We start from the raw sequence: 19,466 nt of genomic DNA on the forward strand, positions 1-19,466 counted from the left end.
GGGCTGGACGAGGCACCTCACTGGTGGGGCGGGGCTTGGACGAGGCGTTCCCCCCACTCCAGGCGGGAGCGCAACTCGACCGCGTCGGCGGCCAGGGCGGACACCAGCGTGCCGGTGGTGGCCAGCGGAAGCACCGCGACGCCGGTGGCCACGGCGGCCTCCTTGGCCGACGCGGTGAGGAACGTGGTCCCGACGCAGCGGGCCGTGCCGTAGACCGCAGTGGAGGCGTCGAGGGCGGGGTCGCCGACGGTGTACTCCTGCCGGAGCAGGGGCAGGTCGTCGCGGGTGGCGTCGAAGCGGGCATGGCAGCGGCCGGGCTGTTCGCCGTACCGGCCGAAGACGATCTCCTCGCGCCAGAACACGGTCGCGTCCGACTCCAGCGTGAGGCGTACCAGCAGGCGGTGGTGGCAGCCGGCGGCGAGCACCGTCGGCTCAGGGCCGAAGCGCAGCGTGGCACCCGCGCCCACCCGGGCGGTGACCAGCATCTCGGACTCGCCGTCGCCGGGCAGCACGAGCGTGGCGGCGACCGAGGCCACCTCCAGGGTGGTGCGCGGCGCGATGTCGAGGTCCAGCGCCAGCCGGTCGCCGCCGAGCGGGCCCGCCGCCGTGGAGATGAGGTGAACGGTGTACGGACCCGTCTGGCGCAGCGTCAGCGGTGGCGCCGAGGCCAGGCGGCTGATGAGGGTCCGGCCGTCCGCCGCCGCCGCGGTCGCCACACCAGCCCGTGCCCGCATCAGGAGATGGGTGCCGCGTGCATGTGGGACCAGGCCGCGACCTGCTCCGAGACCCAGGCGGCGACGGTGGCGGCGCCGGGATCCTGCCTGATCGAGGTGAACTGGACCGGCCGGTCGCCCCGTACCGCCGCCGAGTCGCGGGCCATCACGTCCAGGTCGGCGCCCACCATCGGCGCCAAGTCGGTCTTGTTGACGACCAGCAGATCTGCCGTGGTCACTCCGGGGCCGCCCTTGCGCGGCACCTTGTCGCCGCCCGACACGTCCAGCACGAAGATCTGCTTGTCCGCCAGACCCCGGCTGAACGTGGCCGTCAGGTTGTCCCCGCCGCTCTCCACGATCACCAGGTCCAGCGGCCCGAACCGGTACTCTAGGGTCTCCACGGCGTCGAGGTTGGCGGCGATGTCGTCGCGGATGGCGGTGTGGGGGCAGCAGCCGGTCTCGACGGCGAGGATGCGTTCCTCGTCCAGTACGCCTGCCTTGCGCAGGAAGTCGGCGTCCTCGGTGGTGTAGATGTCGTTCGTCACCACGCCCAGCGACATCGTCGGGCCCAGCGTCCTGCACAACGCGGCCACCAGGGCCGTCTTACCGCTGCCCACCGGGCCGCCCACCCCCAGCCGCAGCGCTCTGCCGCGGCCGTCGGGGGTGCGGTGGTGGTCGTCGTGATTGGCGCCCATGTTCGGGGGTCCTCCCTAAGAGACGAACAGCCTGACCTCGGCCAGCGCGTGGCGCTCGGCCAGGAGGTCCAGTGCTGGTGCTGAATATGCGGGCAACGCCGCCCAGCGGGCGGCGTGTGGAGGCGTGCCGGTGCCCGGCCAGGCGTCTACGCGCGTGCCGGTGCCCGGCCGGGTTTCGGTGTCTACGCGCGTGCCGGTGTCGGGCCGGGTTTCGGTGTCTGTGCGCGTGCCGGTGTCGGGCCGGGTTTCGGTGTGGGGCGCGCTGGTGGCTGGCCAGGCTTCGGTGTCTGGGGGCGTGCCGGTGGTTGGCCAGGCTTGCGAGGCCACGGCGTCGAGGTCGGGCGCGAGGTCGGCCAGCAGACCGTGCACGGCGACCGGATCGAGGCCGAGGAGCCGGACCGCCGCCGTGGCCGCTCCGCTGATCGCGTGGTACGCCGCCGCCAGCGCCGCCTCCCCGGGCGTGGCACCGGCCGCGTGCGCCGCCGCTCCGAGCGCGATCGGGTGATGAGGATTCGGTACGGCCGCCGCCAGTTCGTCCAGCACCGCCGACGGCCACACGCGCCGGGCCACCCTGATCAGCAGCCGCCCCTGCGTCCTGGACGCGTCCCGCTGGGCCGGTGAGGCCGTCCTCGCGTCCACCTCGGCGTCGAGCCGCAACCAGTTACGGGCCTCCCCTCCAGCCCCGCCGCCGGCTCCGGCGCTGTCGACGTCGCTGCCGCCGCCGCCCGTGCCGCCGCCGCCCGTGCCGCCGCCGCCCGTGCCGCCGCCGCCCGTGCCGCCGTCGTTCGTGCGGCCGTCGTTCGTGCTGCGGCTGCTCGTGCCGCCGTCGTTCGTGCGGCTGTCGTTGCTGAGGCTGCTGGTGCGGCTGTCGCCCGTGCGGCCTCCGTTCGTGCCGCTGTCGTTCGTGCTGCCGCTGCCGCTGCCGCTGGTGCTGCCACCGCCCGTGCCGCTGCCGTTCATCCCGCCGCTCCTGGCGCCGCCGGTGCTGGCGTAGTTGGTCCCGCCGGTCGTGCCGGCGGGTTGGGTGCGGTCGGCGCCTGCTCGGTCCCTCGTTCCCGCGGCGGCGCAGGCGGCGGCCGTGAGGGCGGCGGCGACCGTGCCTGTGGTGTGCAGGCGGCCGCGCAGGAAGGCGGCCAGCGAGGGGACGTCGTGGACCGCGCCCGACGTGATGGCCTGTTCGGTGGTGCCCGAGTGGGCGTGGCCGCCCGCAGGAAGGCGGGAGTCGGTGAGGAGGAGCAGGCCCGGGTTCATCGGCGGCGCCTCATCAGAAGGCTCATCGGGCGTCTTGTCAGGTGTCGTGTCGGGAGGGTCGTCGGACGTCCCCCCAGGCGTCTCGTCGGGCGTCTTGTCAGGTGTCGCGTTGGGGGGTTGGTCGGGCGTCGTGTCGGGAGCGTTGCCGGGCGTTGTGTTGGGAGGGGCATCGGGGGCTCGTCAGAAGAGGAAGTAGCGTTGGGTCATCGGCAGGGTGGTGGCGGGGGACGGTTCGATCAGGTCGCCGTCGATGCGTACCTCGAAGGTGTCGGGTGCCACGTCGATCCGTGGCAGCGCGTCGTTGAGGGGCATCGCGGACTTGCCGCGCCCGCGTACGTCGGCGACCGGGGCCAGGCGGCGGCGGACGGCCAGCCGGTCGGGGAGGCCGGACTCCAGGGCGAGGGGCGCGACGAAGTGGAGTGAGGTGGCCGCGGCGGTGACCGGTGAGGCGCCGAACATCGGACGCGGGAGCACCGGCTGGGGTGTGGGGATGGAGGCGTTGGCGTCGCCCATCTGGGCCCAGGCCACCACGCCGCCCTTGAGCACCAGGTCCGGCTTGACCCCGAAGAACGCCGGGTCCCAGAGGACGAGGTCGGCGAGCTTGCCCTGCTCGACGGAGCCGACCTCGCCGTCCAACCCATGGGCGATAGCCGGACATATCGTATATTTCGCGATGTATCGCCGTGCGCGGAGATTGTCGGCCGGGCCGTCGCCCAGCGACCCCCGGCGTGCCTTCATCACGTGCGCCGTCTGCCACGTACGGATGATCGTCTCGCCGATCCGGCCCATGGCCTGCGAGTCCGACCCGATCATCGAGATCGCCCCCATGTCGTGCAGGACGTCCTCGGCGGCCATCGTCGACGGCCTGATCCGTGACTCGGCGAACGCCAGGTCCTCGGGGATCGACGGGTTGAGGTGGTGGCAGACCATCAGCATGTCGAGGTGCTCGTCGAGCGTGTTGACGGTGTGCGGCCTGGTGGGGTTGGTTGAGGAGGCCAGGACGTTGGGGTAGGAGGCGACGCGGATGATGTCCGGCGCGTGCCCGCCCCCCGCGCCCTCCGTGTGGTACGCGTGGATCGTCCGGTTCCCGATGGCCTTGAGCGTCGACTCGACGAAGCCGGCCTCGTTCAGCGTGTCGGTGTGGATCGTCACCTGCACCCCGGTGGCGTCGGCCACGGTGAGGCAGGCGTCGATGGCGGCGGGCGTCGTACCCCAGTCCTCGTGCAGCTTGAAGCCGGAGGCCCCGGCCTGGAGCTGCTCGCGCAGGCCGTCGGCGCTGACCGTGTTGCCCTTGCCGAGCAGGGCGAAGTTCAGCGGGTACGCGTCCAGCGACTCCAGCATGCGGCCGAGGTACCAGGTCCCGGTGACGGTCGTCGCCTTGGTGCCCTCGACGGGTCCGGTGCCGCCCCCGACGATTGTGGTGACGCCGGACCCGATCGCCTCGTCGAGCAGCTGCGGGCAGATCAGGTGGACGTGCGAGTCGACGGCCCCGGCGGTGAGGATCTTGCCGTTGCCCGCGAGCACCTCCGTGGACGGTCCGATGACCAGGTCCACGCCGTCCATCGTGTCGGGGTTGCCGGCCTTGCCGATGGCGTGGACGCGGCCGTCGCGGATGCCGACGTCGGCCTTCACCACACCCCAGTGGTCGAGGATGACCGCGCCGGTGATGACCAGGTCGGCCGCGCCCTCGGCCCGGGTGGTCCGCGCCTGGCCCATGGACTCGCGGATGACCTTGCCGCCGCCGAACACCGCCTCGTCGCCCGGCCCGGAGGGTCCCATCGACAGGTCCTCTGTGACCTCGATGAACAGGTCGGTGTCGGCCAGCCTGACCTGGTCTCCGACGGTGGGCCCGTACAGCGCCGCGTACCGGGCCCGGGTGATTTCAGTCATCGAGCGGCCCCGCCCACTCCGGCCGCAGGCCCGGCACCACCCGGTGGCCCGCCAGTGGCACGAGCGTCACGTCGCGTTCCAGGCCGGGCTCGAACCTGATCGCGGTCCCGGCGGGCACGTCGAGGCGCATCCCCCACGCGGCCTTCCTGTCGAACTCCAGCCCGGGGTTCGCCGCCGCGAAGTGGTAGTGCGAGCCCACCTGCACCGGCCGGTCCGCCGTGTTGACCACGCGTACGGTCACCCGCTCGCGCCCGGGGTTGAGCACGAGCGCGCCCTCTGGATGGATGTACTCGCCCGGGATCATGGAATCGGCCTGTGCACGGTGACCAGCTTCGTGCCGTCGGGGAACGTCGCCTCGATCTGCACGCTCTCCAGCATCTCCGGCACGCCCTGCATGACGTCGGCCCGGCTGAGCACCGACCGGCCCGCCTCCATGAGGTCGGCCACAGTGCGCCCGTCCCTGGCCCCTTCCATGAGGAAGGACGCGATGACGGCGGTAGCCTCGGGATGGTTGAGCCGCAGGCCCCTGGCCTGCCGCCCGCGCGCCACTCCGGCGGCGACGTGGATGAGCAGCCGCTCCTGCTCGTGTGAGGTAAGCCGCATGGCCGGACCATAGAAACCGGCCGTTTCCACACTGTTGCCGCACGATGTCGTGTCGGTTTCACACTCCGATGAATTCGGACATGTCAGTTTTTGCGCCTCTGTGAACGTCTGGCAATCGTGTCTTAACACGCCGGATCTTCTGGTGAAATTCCGCGGAGTCACCTTTCTCCCAGTACCGCTTGGCAGGAAGGAATCGCCGTGCGCATATCCCGCCCGATCGTCTCCGCGCTCGTCCTGTTGGCTCTTGCGGCCTGCGGATCCGACGCCCAGCCCGCCGCCGAGCAGAACGAGATCAAGGTCGGGCTCCTCCACTCCCTCAGTGGCACGATGGCGATCAGCGAGGTCACCGTGCGCGACGCCGAACTGCTCGCGATCGAGGAGATCAACAAGGCCGGAGGCGTGCTCGGCAAGAAACTCGTCCCCGTCGTCGAGGACGGCGCCTCCGACTGGCCCACGTTCGCCGAGAAGGCCACCAAGCTGATCAGGCAGGACAAGGTCGCCACCGTCTTCGGCGGCTGGACGTCGGCCAGCAGGAAGGCGATGCTGCCGGTCTTCGAACGCTACAAGGCGCTGCTGTGGTATCCGGTGCAGTACGAGGGGCTGGAGAGCTCGCCGTACATCTTCTACACCGGGGCCACCACCAACCAGCAGATCATCCCCGGCCTCGACTACCTGAAGGAACAGGGCAAGAAGTCGCTGTTCCTGGTCGGCAGCGACTACGTCTTCCCGCGTACCGCGAACAAGATCATCAAGGCGTACGCGGCCGCGAACGGGATGCAGGTCCTCGGCGAGGAGTACACGCCGCTCGGCCACACCGAATACTCCACGCTCGTCAACAAGGTCACGCAGGCCAGGCCTGACGCCGTGTTCAACACCCTGAACGGCGACAGCAACGTGGCCTTCTTCAAGCAGCTCAGGAGCGCGGGCGCCACGGCGGAGAGCATGCCGGTGCTGTCGGTCAGCATCGCCGAGGAGGAGGTCACCGGCATCGGCGTGGACAACATCGCCGGCCAGCCCGTCGCCTGGAACTACTACCAGACCACCGAGACCGCGGCCAACGACGCCTTCGTCAAGGCGTACAAGGCCAAGTACGGGCAGGACAAGGTCACCTCCGACCCCATGGAGGCCGGCTACAACGCCGTCTACCTGTGGGCCGAGGCGGTCAAGAAGGCCGGTACGACCGAGGTCGAGGCCGTGAAGAAGGCCGCGCCCGGCATCGCGCTCGAACGCCCTGAGGGCCTGGTCACCATCGACGGGGAGAACCAGCACATGTACAAGACGGCCCGCATCGGCATCATCCAGCCCGACGGCCTGATCAAGCAGGTGTGGGACTCGGGCGAGCCGATCAAACCCGATCCGTACCTCAAGGGCTACCCGTGGGCGACCGGGCTGGCGACCGGCTGATGACGGCCTTCGTCAACCAGCTCCCCATCGGGCTGTCCATCGGGGCGGTGCTGCTGCTGATCGCGCTCGGGCTGACGTTCACGTTCGGGCAGATGGGCGTGATCAACATGGCGCACGGCGAGTTCATCATGGCGGGGGCGTACACCGCGTTCCTGCTGCAGGACATGGTGCTCGCGCTGCCGGCGGCGTTCGTGGTGGCCGGTGTCATGGGGCTGATCCTGGAGCGGGCCGCCGTCAGGCACTTCTACGGCAGGCCGCTGGACACGCTGCTGCTCACCTGGGGCGTGAGCCTGGTGCTGCAGCAGCTCGCCCGCGACCTGTTCGGGGCGCCGAACGTGCAGGTGGCCGCCCCCTCCTGGCTGGCGGGAGGGGTGGGGATCCTGCCGTACAACCGGCTGTTCATCATGGGGCTCGCGGTGGCCGGCGTGGTGGCGATCTGGGCGTACCTCAACCGCACCGGGCTCGGCCGCAGGACGCAGGCCGTGGTGCAGAACCGGCAGCTCGCCGCGACCAGCGGGATCGACACCGGCCGGGTGGACATGCTGACGTTCTTCATCGGCTCGGGCCTCGCGGGCGTGGCCGGGGTGGCGCTGACGCTCATCGGGCCCGTCGGGCCGGCGCTCGGGACGTACTACATCGTGGACGCGTTCCTCGTCGTCGTGGCCGGCGGGCTGGGGCAACTGCGCGGCGCGGTGCTCGCGGCCGTCGGACTCGGGCTGCTGAACTCCTACGCCGAGTTCTGGTCGGACGCCTCGCTCGCGAAGGTGATCGTGTTCGCCGTCATCATCGCCTTCCTGCAGGTACGGCCGCAGGGCATGTTCGTGCTGAGGTCGAGGGTGCTCACATGATCAAGAGACAGCTGCCCCTGATCAAGAGACACGTGCCCTTCGCGGCCATCGCCGTGATCGCCCTGGTGGCCGCGCCGCTGCTGCTCGAACCCTTCCGCCTGGGGCTGCTGGCCAAATACCTGTGCTACGCCATCGTCGCGCTCGGCATCGGGCTGGCCTGGGGCCAGGGCGGCATGCTCACGCTCGGCCAGGGCGTGTTCTTCGGGCTCGGCGGCTACTCGATGGCGATGTACCTCAAGCTGACCGAGGGCGGCGGGCTGCCCGACTTCATGGTGTGGAGCGGGGTCGAGGAGCTGCCCGCCCTCTGGGTGCCGTTCGCGAACCCCGTCTTCGCCATCGGGATGGCCGTCCTCGGGCCCGTGGCGCTCGCGCTGATCCTGGGCCTGCTCGTGTTCAGGCAGCGCGTACGCGGCGCGTACTTCGCCATCCTCACCCAGGCGCTGGCCGCCGCCATGGTCATCCTGCTGGTCGGCCAGCAGGGCCTGACCGGCGGCACCAACGGCATGACCAACTTCTTCGACCTGTTCGGCCAGGACCTGGCCGAGGACTCCACGCAGCGGGGCCTGTACCTGGTGGTGGCCTTCGTACTGGGGATCCTGTACCTCGCCACCCGGCAGCTCGTGAACAGCAGGTACGGCCGGCTGCTCGTCGCCGTCAGGGACGGCGAGGACCGGGTGCGCTTCCTCGGCTACGACCCGGCTCTGGTCAAGACCATCACCTTCGCCGCGTCGGCGGGCATGGCGGGGCTTGCGGGAGCGCTGTTCGTGCCGGTCGTCGGCATCTTCTCGCCCGCGCTCCTGGGCGTGGTCCCATCGCTCGAACTGGTCGTCGCGGTGGCCGTGGGCGGGCGGCACGCGCTGGCCGGGGCCGTGCTGGGCGCGGTCCTCATGGGCTATGCGAAGACGGCGTTCAGCGAGCAGTTCGCCGACGGCTGGCTCTACCTCCAGGGGGCGCTGTTCATCCTGGTCATGACTCTCGCCCCGAAGGGGATCATCGGCATGGCAGGGAGGTTGCGACGTGCTCGAGCTACGTGACGTCCAGGTGGTGTTCGACGGCTTCCGCGCGCTCGACGGCGTGGACCTGACCGTGCCCGAGGGGGAGCTGCGCTTCCTGATCGGGCCCAACGGCGCGGGCAAGACCACGCTGATCGACGTGATCACCGGGCTGACCAGGCCGGCGTCGGGCAGCGTCAGGTTCGGCGGCGACGACCTGGTGGGCAGGAAGGAGCACCAGATCGTCCGGCTCGGCGTCGGCCGTACCTTCCAGACCTCGGTGGTGTTCGAGGAGCTCACCGTCCTGGAGAACCTCGACCTCGCGGCCAGCTTCCGCAAGCCGCTGTGGTCGCTGACCAGGCGGCGCAAGGGCGTGTCGGAGGCCGTCGAGGAGGCGCTGGCCAGGACGGGACTCGAAGAGCTCGCCGGGAGTTCAGCCGGCGTTCTCTCCCACGGTCAGCGCCAGTGGCTGGAGATCGGGATGCTGCTGGCGCAGCGGCCCAGGCTGCTGCTCCTGGACGAGCCGGTGGCGGGCATGTCCAAGGACGAACGCGAGCGTACCGGCGAGCTGCTCACCCAGATCGCCGACGACCACACGGTGATCGTGGTGGAGCACGACATGGATTTCCTGCGGCGGCACGCCTCGAAGGTGACCGTGCTGCACGAGGGCAAGGTCCTCGTGGAGGGGTCGGTCGAGCAGGTCAGCGCCGACCCCCGGGTGCAGGAGGTTTACCTGGGGAGGAGACAGGATGCTGTCGGTAACCGGCCTTGAGTCCGGCTATGGGAGGGCGCGCGTGCTGTTCGGGGTCTCGCTGGAGGTCGAGCCCGGACAGCTCGTGTGCGTCATGGGACGGAACGGCGTGGGCAAGACCACGCTGCTCAACACCGTCATGGGCGTCCTGCCCGCGACGGCGGGCACGGTCACGTTCGACGGGCGCGACATCACCAGGCTCAAGCCGCACGAACGCGTGAGGCTCGGCATGGGGTACGTCCCCCAGGGCCACCAGTGCTTCCCCCAGCTGTCCGTCATGGGCAACCTGCTGGTGACCGTGGAGGCCGCCAAGCAGCCCAAGGAGGCCATCGACGAGGCGTTGGAGATCTTCCCCGCGCTGCGGTCGTTGCTCAAGCGGAGCGCCGGGCACCTGTCCGGCGGCCAGCAGCAACAGCTGGCCATGGCCCGCGCCCTGGTGACCAAGCCGAGAATGCTCATCCTCGACGAGCCGACCGAGGGCATCCAGCCGTCGATCATCCTGGAGATCGAGTCGGCCATCGAGCGACTGCACGCCTCCGGGCTGGCGGTGCTGCTCGTGGAGCAGTACCTGGACATCGCGCTGCGGCTGGCCGACAGGTTCCTCATCCTCGACGGCGGTCACGTCGTACGCACCGGGGAAGCCGAGGACCTGCACCGCGAGGACGTCCGCCGACTCCTGGCGGTCTGAACGGCCGATCGTCAGGACGTCAGGCTTCTGGCGGTCTGAAGGGTCGATCGTCGGGACGTCCGCAGGCTTCTGGCGGTCTGACCGGCCGATCGTCAGGACGTCCAGGCGCGGGCCGTCCTGATGATCTCCTCCAGGTGGTCGCTGTGGGCGCCGTGCCAGTAGACCTGCCCGCACCGGCCGCACCGGCCGTACGCGTCGTAGTTGCGCCGCGTCCCCGACTCCAGCATGGGCTCGACCTCGTGCTTGGACACGGTCTCCAGCTCGCCGTTGCACGCCGTGCAGCGGGTCCACGGGCGCAGCGGCGGGGCGAAGCGTTCGAGCAGGTCGCGGAGCTGGTCGGCGGGGCGCGAGCCGTGCACGTACGCGCCCAGCCACAGGGCGCGGCGGCGCAGCAGGCCGCGGTCCTGGGTGAGCAGCACCCGATGCTCCTCGTTGGCCTGCGCCACCAGCGCCGGGTCGTCCATGTCGTTGTGGTACGCGGCGTCGATGCCGAGCAGCCGCAGCCGCCTGGCCAGCGTGCCCAGGTGCACGTCCAGCAGGAAGCGCGGCTCCTCGGGCAACTGCTGCGGCCGGTGCACCGGGTGGATCTCCGCCACGTCGCCGGGGGCGAGCTGGTAGGAGGGCGAGACGCCGCGGCCGCTCACGATCATCGGGCCGACCTCGGTCAGTGGGATGCCCATCGACTCGACGTGGTGGCCGAGCGTGGAGGTGCCGTCGGGGACGACTTCCAGCCACTCCTGGCGGCGGTTCACCGGCAGGAACATCCTCAGCTCCGAGGCGATGCGGACACGTGTGCTCACAAGGTCCATTCTGTGGCACCGGATAACGTGAATTCATGCCGATCAGCCGCCGAACCTTCCTCGGGCTCGCCGCACTGGCCGCGGGGTGCTCGGCGGGCGGGTACGGGCAGGCCCCGGTACGGCTCGCGACGGGCCTGGCCGGCGGGCCGTACGGGCAGCTCGGGGACCGGCTCGCGGAGGAGTTGCGGCGTGACGGGCTCGGCGTCCGGGTGATCGAGACGGCCGCCAGTGTGCAGAACCTCACGATGATGACCGACGGGCGGGCCGACGTCGGGTTCGCACTGGCCGACAGCGCCGACGACGCGGTACGCGTACGCCACCAGCCGGTGTCGGCGCTGGCCAGGATGTACATGAACTACGTCCATCTGGTCGTCGGCGCAGGTTCGCGGATCGGCGAGGTCGGGGACCTGGCGGGGCGGGCGGTGTCCATCGGGGCCGAGGGTTCGGGCACGGCGGTGACCGCGACCCGCGTGCTGGCCGCCGCGGCGCCCGCGAGCCCGCCCGAGGCCGTCAGGCTGGGGCTGGACGCCTCGATCAAGGCGCTGCGTGACGGCGAGGTGGAGGCGTTCTTCTGGTCGGGCGGCGTGCCCACACCCGCGCTCGCCGCGCTCTCCGGCATCCGGCTCGTGCCGCTCGAACCGCTGGTGGCGGTGCTGCGGCGGCGGTTCGGCACGGTGTACGAGCACGCGTCCGTCCCATCGGGCGTGTACGGCGGCGCGCGACCCGTACCGACCGTGGGCACCCCCAGCTATCTGATGTGCCGGACCTCGCTTCCCGATGAGCCCGCCTACACGATCACGGAAACGCTCTTCCGTGCCCGCGACCGCCTCCAGGCCCCGTCGGCCCCCGGCGGCCTCCTCGACAAGCGCTACGCCATCGGGACCGGCAACGTGCCGCTCCACCCGGGCGCCGCCCGCTACTACCGCTCCGTCTACGCCTGACCCGAAACCTGGACCGCTACGGCCGGATCAGACACCTGGACCCGCTACGGCCGATCAGGAACCGGACCCCCTACGGCTGACCCGGATCCCGGACCAGCTACGGCCGATCGGGATCGCGGACCCGGGCGGGTTTCGGCTACGGCTGCGCCGGAGCCTGGGCGGGCAGGCGTAGTTCGACGACGAGTCCGTGGGGTTCGGCGGGGAGCAGGGTCAGGGCGGCACCGCACGCCCTGGCCAGTTCGGCGGCGATGGCCAGGCCGAGGCCGCTGCCCGGCACGTTGGCATGCGTTCCCGACCGCCAGAACCGTCCCAGCGCCTCGGCCCGCTCCTCCTCGCCCAGCCCAGGACCGTCGTCGGCCACCCGCAGCACCCCGTCCGCCAGGGTGACCGTCACCGTGCCGCCGTCGGGGACGAACTTCTGGGCGTTGTCGAGGGCGATGTCGGCGACCCTGGCCGCCGCCTCCGGCACGACAGATATTTCGGAAATGTCGGTCATGAGGTGGACGCCTCTGGCCGCGTACACCTCCCGCCACGCCGCCAGCCGGGGCGCGAGCGGGATCTCCTTGTCCCCCTCGGCCCCCGCCTCCACCTTGGCCAGCGTCAGCAGGTCCGCCACCAGCAGCGTCAGCCGGTCGAGCTCCGCCAGCGCCTCGTCGTACTCGGCCGTGCCCTCGGCGCGAAGGTGCGGCTCCAGGTTCTCCAGGCGCAGGCCCAGCACGGTGAGCGGGGTGCGCAGCTCGTGCGACGCGTCCGCCACGAACGCCCGCTGCCGCTCCATCGCGTTCGAGACCGCGTCGGCCATCGTGTTGAAGCGCTCCTCCAGCCGCCGCAACTCCGAGGGGCCCGCGCCGGGCCGCGCCCGAGCATCCAGCCGCCCCTGGGCGATGGCCTGGGTGGTGCGGTCCAGCTCGACGACCGGGCGCAGGATCCAGTGGGCCAGCCGCCTGGCCGCCAGCGCCGAGTAGGCCAGTGCGACCAGCGCGCCGAGCGCCAGGGATCCCCAGACCAGCGACACGTCCAGCCTGGCCTGCTCGGTGGGCGTCTCCAGCAGGACCACGCCGGACAACTGCGCGTCGCGGCCGGCCGGCTCTGCCAGCAGCACCCGCGACGGGCCGAACGGGGTGATCGTGGGCAATTCCTCGGTGGTGCGGCCGGACAACGCCAGGCGTACCGCGTCGTGGTCGTCGGCCTCGAAACGGCCGGCGGTGGCGCGTACGGAACCGTCCCTGTCGCGTACGCGTACGGCGGCGTCGTACAGGCCGGCGTAGCGGGTGATCTCGGCGAGCAACCCCGTGCGGTCGTCCTCGCGCGCGGCCTGGTCGGCCAGCTCCGCGAAGCGGGTGGCGTCGGCGCGGCGGTCGAGGAGCAGGCGGTTCGTGCGGTGGGAGGCGTAGGCCAGGCCGAGCGGCACGGCCAGCGCCGCGATCAGGAAGACGATCAGCGTGGTGAACGTGACCACCAGCCGTGAGTTCACGTGGTGGAGCCCAGCCGGTAGCCGGTGCCGCGCAGCGTCTCCACGAGCCCGGGACGGCCCGTCTTCGAGCGCAGCCCGGCCACGTGCACGTCCAGCGACCGGGACGCCGACAGCAGCGGGTCGCCCCAGACCTCGTCGAGGATCTCCTCCCGGCCGCGCACCACGCCGGGCTCGCGGGCCAGCAGCGCCAGCACGTCGAACTCCCGCCTGGTCAGCGTCACCGGCTCGCCGGCCACCGTGACCTGCCTGGACGAGAGGTCGATGCGGACGTCCCCGACGCTCACCACTTCGTCGCGCCGCGGCCGCGGCCGGGTGCCGCGCCGCACCACCGCCTCCATGCGCGCCATCAGCTCGACCGTGCGGAACGGCTTGATCAGGTAGTCGTCGGCCCCGGAACGCAGGCCGCGCAGCACCTCGCGCTCCTCCGTGCGGGCCGTCACCACGATGAGCGGCACCGCCGACACCCGGCGCAGGCGGCGCAGCACGTCGAGCCCGTCCAGGTCGGGCAGGCCCAGGTCGAGCAGGACGAAGTCGGCGCCACCCGCCAGGCGGAGGGCGTCGACGGCCAGCCCGGCACGGGTGACCTGATGGCCGTGCCGGGTGAGGGCCGTGGTGAGCGCGGAGGCGAGCCGATCGTCGTCCTCGACCAGGAGAACCCGCATGACGCCAGGTTAGACGTGCTCCGGCACCGAATCCTCCCTGGCCCGCTCGGCGCGGGAGAGCGCGGCGTCCCTGGTCTCGCGCATGGTGAGGTACACGACGAGCGACACCGCGGCGCAGCCGGAGACGTACCAGAAGTAGCCGGACTCGATGCCGGTGTCCTTGAACCACAGCGCCACGTACTCGGCGGTGCCGCCGAAGAGGGCGTTCGCGATCGCGTAGGGGAGGGCCACGCCGAGGGCACGCACGTGCGTGGGGAAGAGCTCGGCCTTCACCACGGCGTTGATCGAGGTGTAACCGGTGACGATGATCAGGCCGGTGAGCGAGAGCACGAGCGCGCCGCCGAACCCGCCGGCCCCGCCCAGCGCCGTCATCAGCGGCACCGTGCCGAGCATCGACCCCAGCCCGAACGTGACCAGCAACGGCCTGCGCCCGATCCGGTCCGACAGCGCCCCGGCCAGCGGCTGGACGCACATGAAGATGAACAGCGCGCAGAAGCTCACCAGCGTGGCCGTCTCCTTGGGCAGGCCCGCCGAGTTCGAGAGGTATTTGGTGAGGTACGTCGTGTATGTGTAGTACGCGACCGTGCCGCCCATGGTCAGCGCGATGACCAGCAGCGCTTCCTTCCTGTGGTCGAGCAACCCCTTGATCGTGCCGCGCCGGTCCTGCTCGTCCGCCCGCTCCTCCTCGCCGTACGCCTCCGTCTCCAGGAGGTTGCGGCGCAGGTAGAACACGACCGCGGCGGCCAGCGCCCCCACCACGAACGGGATGCGCCAGCCGTAGGAGCCGAGTGCCTCGGTGGACATCGAGTTCTGCAGGATGATCTGCAGACCGAGGCCGACGAGCTGGCCGGCGGTCATGGAGACGTACTGGAAGCTGGAGGCGAAGCCGCGGCGGCCGCGCGGGGTGGCCTCGGTGAGGTAGGTGGCGCTGGCCGCGTACTCACCGCCGACCGACAGGCCCTGCAGGAGGCGCGCCACCACCAGCACCAGCGCGCCGAAGTAGCCGACCGTCTCGTACGTCGGCGCGATCGCGATCAGCAGGGCGCTGGCCGACATCAGCGTGACGGTGAGCGTGAGCGCGGCCTTGCGGCCCTTCCTGTCGGCGTAGCGGCCGAGCAGCCAGCCGCCGAGCGGGCGCATGAAGAAGCCGACGGCGAAGATGGCCGCGGTGTTGAGCAGCTTCGCGGTGTCGTCGCCCTCAGGGAAGAAGGCCGCCGCGAAGTAGACGGCGAAACTGCTGTAGACAAACCAGTCGTACCACTCGACCAGGTTGCCGACGGAACCGCCGACCACCGCTTTCCACGGCACGCGTGCCTTGCTCACAGAGAACCTCCTGGGGGGATCAGGTGCAGGTCAGAGCATCTCCGCAGAAGGTTGTCCGGACAAGGGAGGCAGGCTGGATCTAACCTCCGCTTAACATGACGTCTTACGCGGCCGTAACGTCACCGCAACGGGGGATTGGCATTCTTGACCCTTTCGAGTGCCAGCTCGGCCCACCACTGGCCGGCCTGCGGGGACACGACGCCCCGCTCCGGGTCCTTCTGGCCCGCGGTGCCGCGCGGGCATCTGCCGCTGGAGACGCCCGGCCTGGCGATCCACAGGTACGCGTCCGCCAGCTCCTCGCCGGTGACGGTCGTCGGCCGGTCGCCCACGCCCCTGCCGGGAGGGTTGCACCAAGCTTGCGGGTCCGGGTATTTCCGCGTCGGGGCCCACGAACCCTGCCCGTTCCTGCTGGTGTCGACGACGAAGTGCGGCATCCTGGCCGGGTCCGCGCTCACCTCCGCCGGGCAGCCCTTCCTGCCCGTGGCGAGCCGGACGCCGACGCAGGCGGACAGCTTCCTGGCGTACTCGACGCTGTTCTCGGTGCGCTGGTAGCCGGCCGTGTTGACGAAGAACCCGTCGGCCCGGTCGACCCCCGCCCCGATCAGCCGCTCCGCCATGATCTCGGTGCCCGGCCAGAAGTCCTGACTGCCGTCGAGGTAGACGGCCGTGCCGGGGTTCGCCTTGAGAGTCTGTACGGCCTCGCGCAGGCCCTGGTAGCGCTGCGCGGGCGAGCCCCGCATAGCGCAGTCCTTGGAGCCGGGGATTTTGACCAGGCTGCCCGGTTCGAGGATGACCACGGCCGGCGCGTCGCCGATCCGGCCGGCTATCCCCTTGATCCACTCCTGGTACGCGGCCATGTCGGCCGCGCCGACGGGCAGGCAGCCGCTGCCCGGCATGTAGTTGACCAGGAACACCGGCACGCCGCCCGCCCGCCTGGCCGCTCTGATCGTGGCGTCCACCTTGGACTGGACCTCGGGCTGGCCGAGGCGGATGGCGTGGGGGACTGCGGCCAGCTTCCGCATCAACTCGGCGTCCGCGGGGCGGTCGTCCGCCCAGAGGCCGGCCTGCCGGCTCGCGCCGGGCTCGGGTGGGGCGTAGAAGGGGACGTTGTCCCGGGCCCGCAGCGGGTTGCCCGTCGCCGCGCCGGTCGCCGGGGTTCCTGCCTCTGACGGGGAGCTCTGCCCTCGCCACGCGAGCACCGCCGACCCGCCCGCCACCGCCACGACCAGTGCCGCCGCCGCTGCCAGCAGCTTTCCGCGCCGCCCAGCCGGCCGCGTCCCTTCGTCGGCGGGCGCCGCGTCCGCTCGGCCCGCATGTGCCGACACGCCGGTCGGCGAGCTCGCGTCAGGGACGACCGTGGGCGGGGTCGAGGTGCTCAAGTGATCCATGAGCTCCTGGGCCGTGGGCCGGGCGGCCGGGTCCTTGGCCAGGGCCGCCAGAACCAGATCGCGCAGGGACCCGGACAGGCCGCGCACGTCCGGCGGGTGGTTGACGATGCGCAACAGGACCGCGGGCACCGAGCCCGTGCCGAACGGCGGTACGCCGCTCGCGGCGAAGGCGACGGTGCAGCCCCACGCGAAGATGTCCGAGGCCGGACCGACCTCGCCGCCCGACACATGCTCAGGCGACATGTACGACGGCGTCCCCACGATCGTGCTGCTCATATCCGAGCCGGTCAGGTGCGCGATCCCGAAGTCGATGACCTTGGGACCCACCTGGGACAGCAGCACGTTGGATGGCTTGAGGTCGCGGTGCACGACCCCGGCCCCGTGGATGGCCCGCAACGCCATCGCCATCGAGGCCGCAAGTCCGTCGAGCGCCGACCCCTTCAGCGGCCCAGACTCGCGCACGGCCGCGCCCAGACTGGGCCCCTCGACGTATTCGGTGACCAGATAGGCCATCTCGCCCTGGACATCGGCGTCGAGCACTGGGGCGGTGCAGAACCTGGCCACGCGCTTGGCGGCCGCCACCTCGCGGGCGAAGCGCCGCCTGAAGCCGGCGTCCGCGTCCATCCTGGCGTGGATCAGCTTGACCGCCACCCGCGTGCCCTCCGGGTCCCGGCCCAGGTAGACGACGCCCATCCCGCCTTCGCCCAGCCGACCCAGGAGGGTGTATTGCCCCACCTGCCCCGGGTCCCCGTCTCTCAACGTCTCCAAGGTCATATCCCGCCAGGTTAGCTCCCGCCCCGGCGGCGTTCCATTCCCGGGCCATTCCTAGATCGCCAGCCGCCACTCGTTCCATTCGTCGAAGAGCTCGAAGCCCATGGCGTCGTTGATGGCGAGCATGTGGGTGTTGGAGGTGGCGTTCCAGGTCTGGATCCGGTCGATGTGCGGCTCCCGCTCCCGCAGCCAGAACAGGTTGCTCAGCTTCATCAGCAGGCCCAGGCGGTGGCCGCGGTGCTCGGGCAGCACCGTCGTGTCCGCCTGGCGACCCCAGCCGTCGGAGCGGCCGGCGGTGACGTATATGCGCGTGTATCCGGCAGGTTCGCCGTTGGAGTCGCGCCGGGCGATGATGGTGTAGCAGGACTGGCCGCTCGACGGGATGCCCTCCTCGCGGGCGCGAAGGCGTTCGACGTCCCAGTTCATGTCCTCGACGTCGCCGTCGCGCGGGGCGTCGTTCATGCCGTTCATGATCGTGGCGAGGTCGGGCAGCAACTCGGGACGTGTCGGGCCGATCCAGCGCTCCAGGGAGTAGCCCGAGACCTCGGGGAGCATCCGCTCCAGCGCCTCCCAGCCGGCCTTGCGCAGGTCGAGCGTGCGGCGGGCCTCGACGAGCGAGACCTTCAGCCCGCGCGCTCGCGCGAAGCGGGCGCCCGCCCCTGTGGCGGGCGTCTGGGTCAGCAGCAGCCGCCGTCCATGGGCACGCAACCGGTCGCGTACGTGCTCAAGCAGCGCCGAGCCGAGCCCCCTGCCGCGCCGCTCCGGCCGGACCACGAGCGGGAACATCCCCGCCATGTGCGTGTTGTCGAGCCGGGGGAGCGACAGGCCGTAGCCGCCCACGACCGCGCCGTCCTCGACCGCCGCCCAGAGTTCGGCTCCCGCGCCTGGGTCGTCCCTGCACACCTCGTGGCGGAAGCGGGGGAGCGACAACTGGGGGCCGGGGTCGTCGCCGGAGGCGGCCAGGTAGGCATCGTGGAGGCCCGCGAGCAGGCCGTCCGCCTGGTCGAGGCCGATGGGCTGGATCCGCATGCGCCCAGCAAAGCGCACCAGAACGGCCGGGGCGACCGAATTTCACCGCCGGTGGTCTGGCCGCCTCGTTCACTGGCGGTAGTTCTGCACCTCGCCTGCCGAACGGGCGGTGGCATCGTCGGGGTTCTCGCCCGCCTTTCGCCTGGCCCGGCGCTGCCTGAGCAGGTCCCAGCACTGGTCGAGGGCGGTCTCCAACTCCTTGATCCGCGCGTGCTCCTCCTCCGAGGCCACTTCGCCGGCCGTCAGCCGGTCGCGCAACTCGTGCTCCTCGTTGACCAGATCGCTGATCCTGCTGAGAATCTCGTCGTCCCGCATGACAAAGACTCTAATCACTGCGTGATAGAACACGCCCTATGTCTGGTATCGCACTCGTAAGGAAGCCCGGCCCGCGGATCTCCGAGGGCATCGTCACCCATCTCGAGCGCGAACCGGTCGATCACGAACGGGCGCTCGCACAGCACGACGCCTACGTCCAGGCGCTGGCGGAGAGCGGGTGGCGGCCCGTGTACGTACCGGCGGCGGACGAGTTGCCCGACGCGCCGTTCGTGGAGGACACGGTGGTGGTGTCGGGGCGCCTGGCCGTGCTGACGCGGCCAGGGGCGCCGGAACGACGGCCCGAGGTGGAGTCCGTGGCCTCGGCCGTACGGGAGCTGGGGCTCAAGGTGGTGCGGATCACCCGGCCCGGCACGCTCGACGGCGGCGACGTCCTGCAGGCCGGGCTCACGGTGTACGTGGGCAGGTCGGCCCGTACCAACGGCGCCGGGATCGGCCGGCTCACGGCCCTGCTGCCGGAACGCCGGATCGTGCCCGTGGACCTGTCCGGCGTGCTGCACCTGAAGTCGGGGGTGACGGCGCTGCCCGACGGGACGCTCATCGGCGATCCCGCGCATGTGGACCTGCCCGGGCTGCTGGTGCCGCCGGAGGAGGAGGGGTCGCACGTGGTGCCGGTGGGCGGCGACCGTGTCCTGATGGCCGCCTCCGCGCCGCAGACCGCCACCATGCTCGAACAGCGCGGTTTTATCGTGACGAGAGTTGATATTTCGGAGTTTGAGAAGCTGGAAGGCTGCGTGACCTGCCTCAGCGTCCTCATCCCGGATTGACGACCCGCACGCAGTCCCTCGTACCGGACCCGCACCTCGCCCCGCGCATCGGACCTCTCACGATGCCCCCGGGAGGCTGGGCCTCTCACGATGTGAGACCCAGGACGGCTCATCGCGAGACGTCTGGTAGCGTGCATGACATG

Annotated in this window: 20 protein-coding genes; 7 read left to right on the forward strand and 13 right to left on the reverse strand. The window is 71.1% G+C overall.

Going from position 1 to position 19,466, the window contains the following annotated elements; all coding sequences use genetic code 11:
* Positions 1–17 precede the first annotated feature (17 nt).
* The 6 genes from ITP53_RS22260 to ITP53_RS22290 form a co-directional block, all read right to left on the reverse strand.
* Complete coding sequence (locus tag ITP53_RS22260) at positions 18–734, reverse strand: urease accessory protein UreD (protein WP_195897359.1); 717 nt, start codon at positions 732–734, stop codon at positions 18–20.
* Positions 734–1,408, reverse strand: a complete 675-nt coding sequence (gene ureG / locus ITP53_RS22265; protein ID WP_195897360.1) for an urease accessory protein UreG — start codon at positions 1,406–1,408, stop codon at positions 734–736. Before ureG ends, ITP53_RS22260 begins: the two co-directional genes overlap by 1 nt.
* Positions 1,409–1,423: 15 nt before the next feature.
* Positions 1,424–2,659, reverse strand: coding sequence for an urease accessory protein UreF (locus ITP53_RS22270; protein ID WP_268961105.1), 1,236 nt, complete (start codon positions 2,657–2,659; stop codon positions 1,424–1,426).
* Positions 2,660–2,839: 180 nt separating this feature from the next.
* Positions 2,840–4,549 carry an urease subunit alpha gene (locus ITP53_RS22280; RefSeq protein ID WP_195897361.1) on the reverse strand — a complete coding sequence of 570 codons (1,710 nt, stop codon included), beginning with the start codon at positions 4,547–4,549 and terminating at the stop codon, positions 2,840–2,842.
* Positions 4,542–4,853 carry an urease subunit beta gene (locus ITP53_RS22285; protein ID WP_195897362.1) on the reverse strand — a complete coding sequence of 104 codons (312 nt, stop codon included), beginning with the start codon at positions 4,851–4,853 and terminating at the stop codon, positions 4,542–4,544. Before ITP53_RS22285 ends, ITP53_RS22280 begins: the two co-directional genes overlap by 8 nt.
* Positions 4,850–5,152, reverse strand: a complete 303-nt coding sequence (locus ITP53_RS22290; protein ID WP_195897363.1) for an urease subunit gamma — start codon at positions 5,150–5,152, stop codon at positions 4,850–4,852. The genes ITP53_RS22285 and ITP53_RS22290 overlap by 4 nt, the downstream gene beginning before the upstream one ends.
* 198 nt (positions 5,153–5,350) lie before the next feature.
* On the opposite strand from ITP53_RS22290, the gene urtA reads away from it, so the two are divergent.
* Genes urtA through urtE form a run of 5 tightly spaced genes read left to right on the forward strand, consistent with a single transcriptional unit; the run spans position 5,351 to position 9,835 of the window.
* The gene (urtA, locus tag ITP53_RS22295) at positions 5,351–6,556 is read left to right on the forward strand and encodes an urea ABC transporter substrate-binding protein (protein WP_195897364.1); all 1,206 of its coding nucleotides are present in this window, start codon (positions 5,351–5,353) and stop codon (positions 6,554–6,556) included.
* A complete protein-coding gene (urtB, locus tag ITP53_RS22300; protein WP_195897399.1) occupies positions 6,556–7,404 on the forward strand; it encodes an urea ABC transporter permease subunit UrtB in 849 nt (282 codons plus the stop codon). Before urtA ends, urtB begins: the two co-directional genes overlap by 1 nt.
* Positions 7,401–8,438, forward strand: coding sequence for an urea ABC transporter permease subunit UrtC (gene urtC, locus ITP53_RS22305; RefSeq protein WP_195897365.1), 1,038 nt, complete (start codon positions 7,401–7,403; stop codon positions 8,436–8,438). The genes urtB and urtC overlap by 4 nt, the downstream gene beginning before the upstream one ends.
* On the forward strand, positions 8,422–9,168 hold the full coding sequence (gene urtD / locus ITP53_RS22310) for an urea ABC transporter ATP-binding protein UrtD (protein WP_195897366.1): 747 nt from the start codon (positions 8,422–8,424) through the stop codon (positions 9,166–9,168). The genes urtC and urtD overlap by 17 nt, the downstream gene beginning before the upstream one ends.
* Positions 9,146–9,835 carry an urea ABC transporter ATP-binding subunit UrtE gene (gene urtE, locus ITP53_RS22315; RefSeq protein WP_195897367.1) on the forward strand — a complete coding sequence of 230 codons (690 nt, stop codon included), beginning with the start codon at positions 9,146–9,148 and terminating at the stop codon, positions 9,833–9,835. The genes urtD and urtE overlap by 23 nt, the downstream gene beginning before the upstream one ends.
* 92 nt (positions 9,836–9,927) lie before the next feature.
* On the opposite strand, the gene ITP53_RS22320 is transcribed toward urtE, so the two are convergent.
* Positions 9,928–10,644 (reverse strand): Mut7-C RNAse domain-containing protein, encoded by a 717-nt coding sequence (locus ITP53_RS22320; RefSeq protein WP_195897368.1) that lies wholly within the window; start codon positions 10,642–10,644, stop codon positions 9,928–9,930.
* A 26-nt stretch (positions 10,645–10,670) separates the two neighbouring features.
* Between ITP53_RS22320 and ITP53_RS22325 the strand changes: the two genes are divergently transcribed.
* Positions 10,671–11,576 (forward strand): TAXI family TRAP transporter solute-binding subunit, encoded by a 906-nt coding sequence (locus ITP53_RS22325; RefSeq protein ID WP_207756275.1) that lies wholly within the window; start codon positions 10,671–10,673, stop codon positions 11,574–11,576.
* 136 nt (positions 11,577–11,712) lie between these two features.
* On the opposite strand, the gene ITP53_RS22330 is transcribed toward ITP53_RS22325, so the two are convergent.
* From ITP53_RS22330 to ITP53_RS22355, 6 genes are all read right to left on the reverse strand, one after another.
* Positions 11,713–13,050, reverse strand: coding sequence for a sensor histidine kinase (locus tag ITP53_RS22330; protein ID WP_195897369.1), 1,338 nt, complete (start codon positions 13,048–13,050; stop codon positions 11,713–11,715).
* Positions 13,047–13,712, reverse strand: a complete 666-nt coding sequence (locus tag ITP53_RS22335) for a response regulator transcription factor (protein ID WP_195897370.1) — start codon at positions 13,710–13,712, stop codon at positions 13,047–13,049. The genes ITP53_RS22330 and ITP53_RS22335 overlap by 4 nt, the downstream gene beginning before the upstream one ends.
* Before the next feature lie 9 nt (positions 13,713–13,721).
* On the reverse strand, positions 13,722–15,035 hold the full coding sequence (locus ITP53_RS22340) for an MFS transporter (RefSeq protein ID WP_195897371.1): 1,314 nt from the start codon (positions 15,033–15,035) through the stop codon (positions 13,722–13,724).
* Positions 15,036–15,154: 119 nt separating this feature from the next.
* Complete coding sequence (locus ITP53_RS22345; RefSeq protein ID WP_195897372.1) at positions 15,155–17,197, reverse strand: glycoside hydrolase family 6 protein; 2,043 nt, start codon at positions 17,195–17,197, stop codon at positions 15,155–15,157.
* Positions 17,198–17,248: 51 nt separating this feature from the next.
* A complete protein-coding gene (locus tag ITP53_RS22350; RefSeq protein WP_195897373.1) occupies positions 17,249–18,223 on the reverse strand; it encodes a GNAT family N-acetyltransferase in 975 nt (324 codons plus the stop codon).
* Between the two features lie 69 nt (positions 18,224–18,292).
* Entirely contained in the window at positions 18,293–18,538 is a 246-nt protein-coding gene (locus ITP53_RS22355) for a DUF2630 family protein (RefSeq protein WP_195897374.1), read from the reverse strand.
* A gap of 38 nt (positions 18,539–18,576) precedes the next feature.
* Between ITP53_RS22355 and ddaH the strand changes: the two genes are divergently transcribed.
* Positions 18,577–19,323, forward strand: a complete 747-nt coding sequence (gene ddaH / locus ITP53_RS22360) for a dimethylargininase (RefSeq protein ID WP_195897375.1) — start codon at positions 18,577–18,579, stop codon at positions 19,321–19,323.
* Positions 19,324–19,466 lie beyond the last annotated feature (143 nt).

Origin of the sequence: Nonomuraea cypriaca, assembly GCF_015645445.1 — a bacterium.
In the GTDB taxonomy this organism is placed as follows: Bacteria; Actinomycetota; Actinomycetes; order Streptosporangiales; family Streptosporangiaceae; genus Nonomuraea; species Nonomuraea cypriaca.

Coding starts and splice junctions, on each gene's coding strand:
- ITP53_RS22260 (WP_195897359.1), bottom strand. CDS start 734: ATGCGGGCACGGGCTGGTGTGGCGACCGCGGCGGCGGCGGACGGCCGG.
- ureG (WP_195897360.1), bottom strand. CDS start 1,408: ATGGGCGCCAATCACGACGACCACCACCGCACCCCCGACGGCCGCGGC.
- ITP53_RS22270 (WP_268961105.1), bottom strand. CDS start 2,659: ATGAACCCGGGCCTGCTCCTCCTCACCGACTCCCGCCTTCCTGCGGGC.
- ITP53_RS22280 (WP_195897361.1), bottom strand. CDS start 4,549: ATGACTGAAATCACCCGGGCCCGGTACGCGGCGCTGTACGGGCCCACC.
- ITP53_RS22285 (WP_195897362.1), bottom strand. CDS start 4,853: ATGATCCCGGGCGAGTACATCCATCCAGAGGGCGCGCTCGTGCTCAAC.
- ITP53_RS22290 (WP_195897363.1), bottom strand. CDS start 5,152: ATGCGGCTTACCTCACACGAGCAGGAGCGGCTGCTCATCCACGTCGCC.
- urtB (WP_195897399.1), top strand. CDS start 6,556: ATGACGGCCTTCGTCAACCAGCTCCCCATCGGGCTGTCCATCGGGGCG.
- urtC (WP_195897365.1), top strand. CDS start 7,401: ATGATCAAGAGACAGCTGCCCCTGATCAAGAGACACGTGCCCTTCGCG.
- urtE (WP_195897367.1), top strand. CDS start 9,146: ATGCTGTCGGTAACCGGCCTTGAGTCCGGCTATGGGAGGGCGCGCGTG.
- ITP53_RS22320 (WP_195897368.1), bottom strand. CDS start 10,644: ATGGACCTTGTGAGCACACGTGTCCGCATCGCCTCGGAGCTGAGGATG.
- ITP53_RS22325 (WP_207756275.1), top strand. CDS start 10,671: ATGCCGATCAGCCGCCGAACCTTCCTCGGGCTCGCCGCACTGGCCGCG.
- ITP53_RS22335 (WP_195897370.1), bottom strand. CDS start 13,712: ATGCGGGTTCTCCTGGTCGAGGACGACGATCGGCTCGCCTCCGCGCTC.
- ITP53_RS22345 (WP_195897372.1), bottom strand. CDS start 17,197: ATGACCTTGGAGACGTTGAGAGACGGGGACCCGGGGCAGGTGGGGCAA.
- ITP53_RS22350 (WP_195897373.1), bottom strand. CDS start 18,223: ATGCGGATCCAGCCCATCGGCCTCGACCAGGCGGACGGCCTGCTCGCG.
- ITP53_RS22355 (WP_195897374.1), bottom strand. CDS start 18,538: ATGCGGGACGACGAGATTCTCAGCAGGATCAGCGATCTGGTCAACGAG.
- ddaH (WP_195897375.1), top strand. CDS start 18,577: ATGTCTGGTATCGCACTCGTAAGGAAGCCCGGCCCGCGGATCTCCGAG.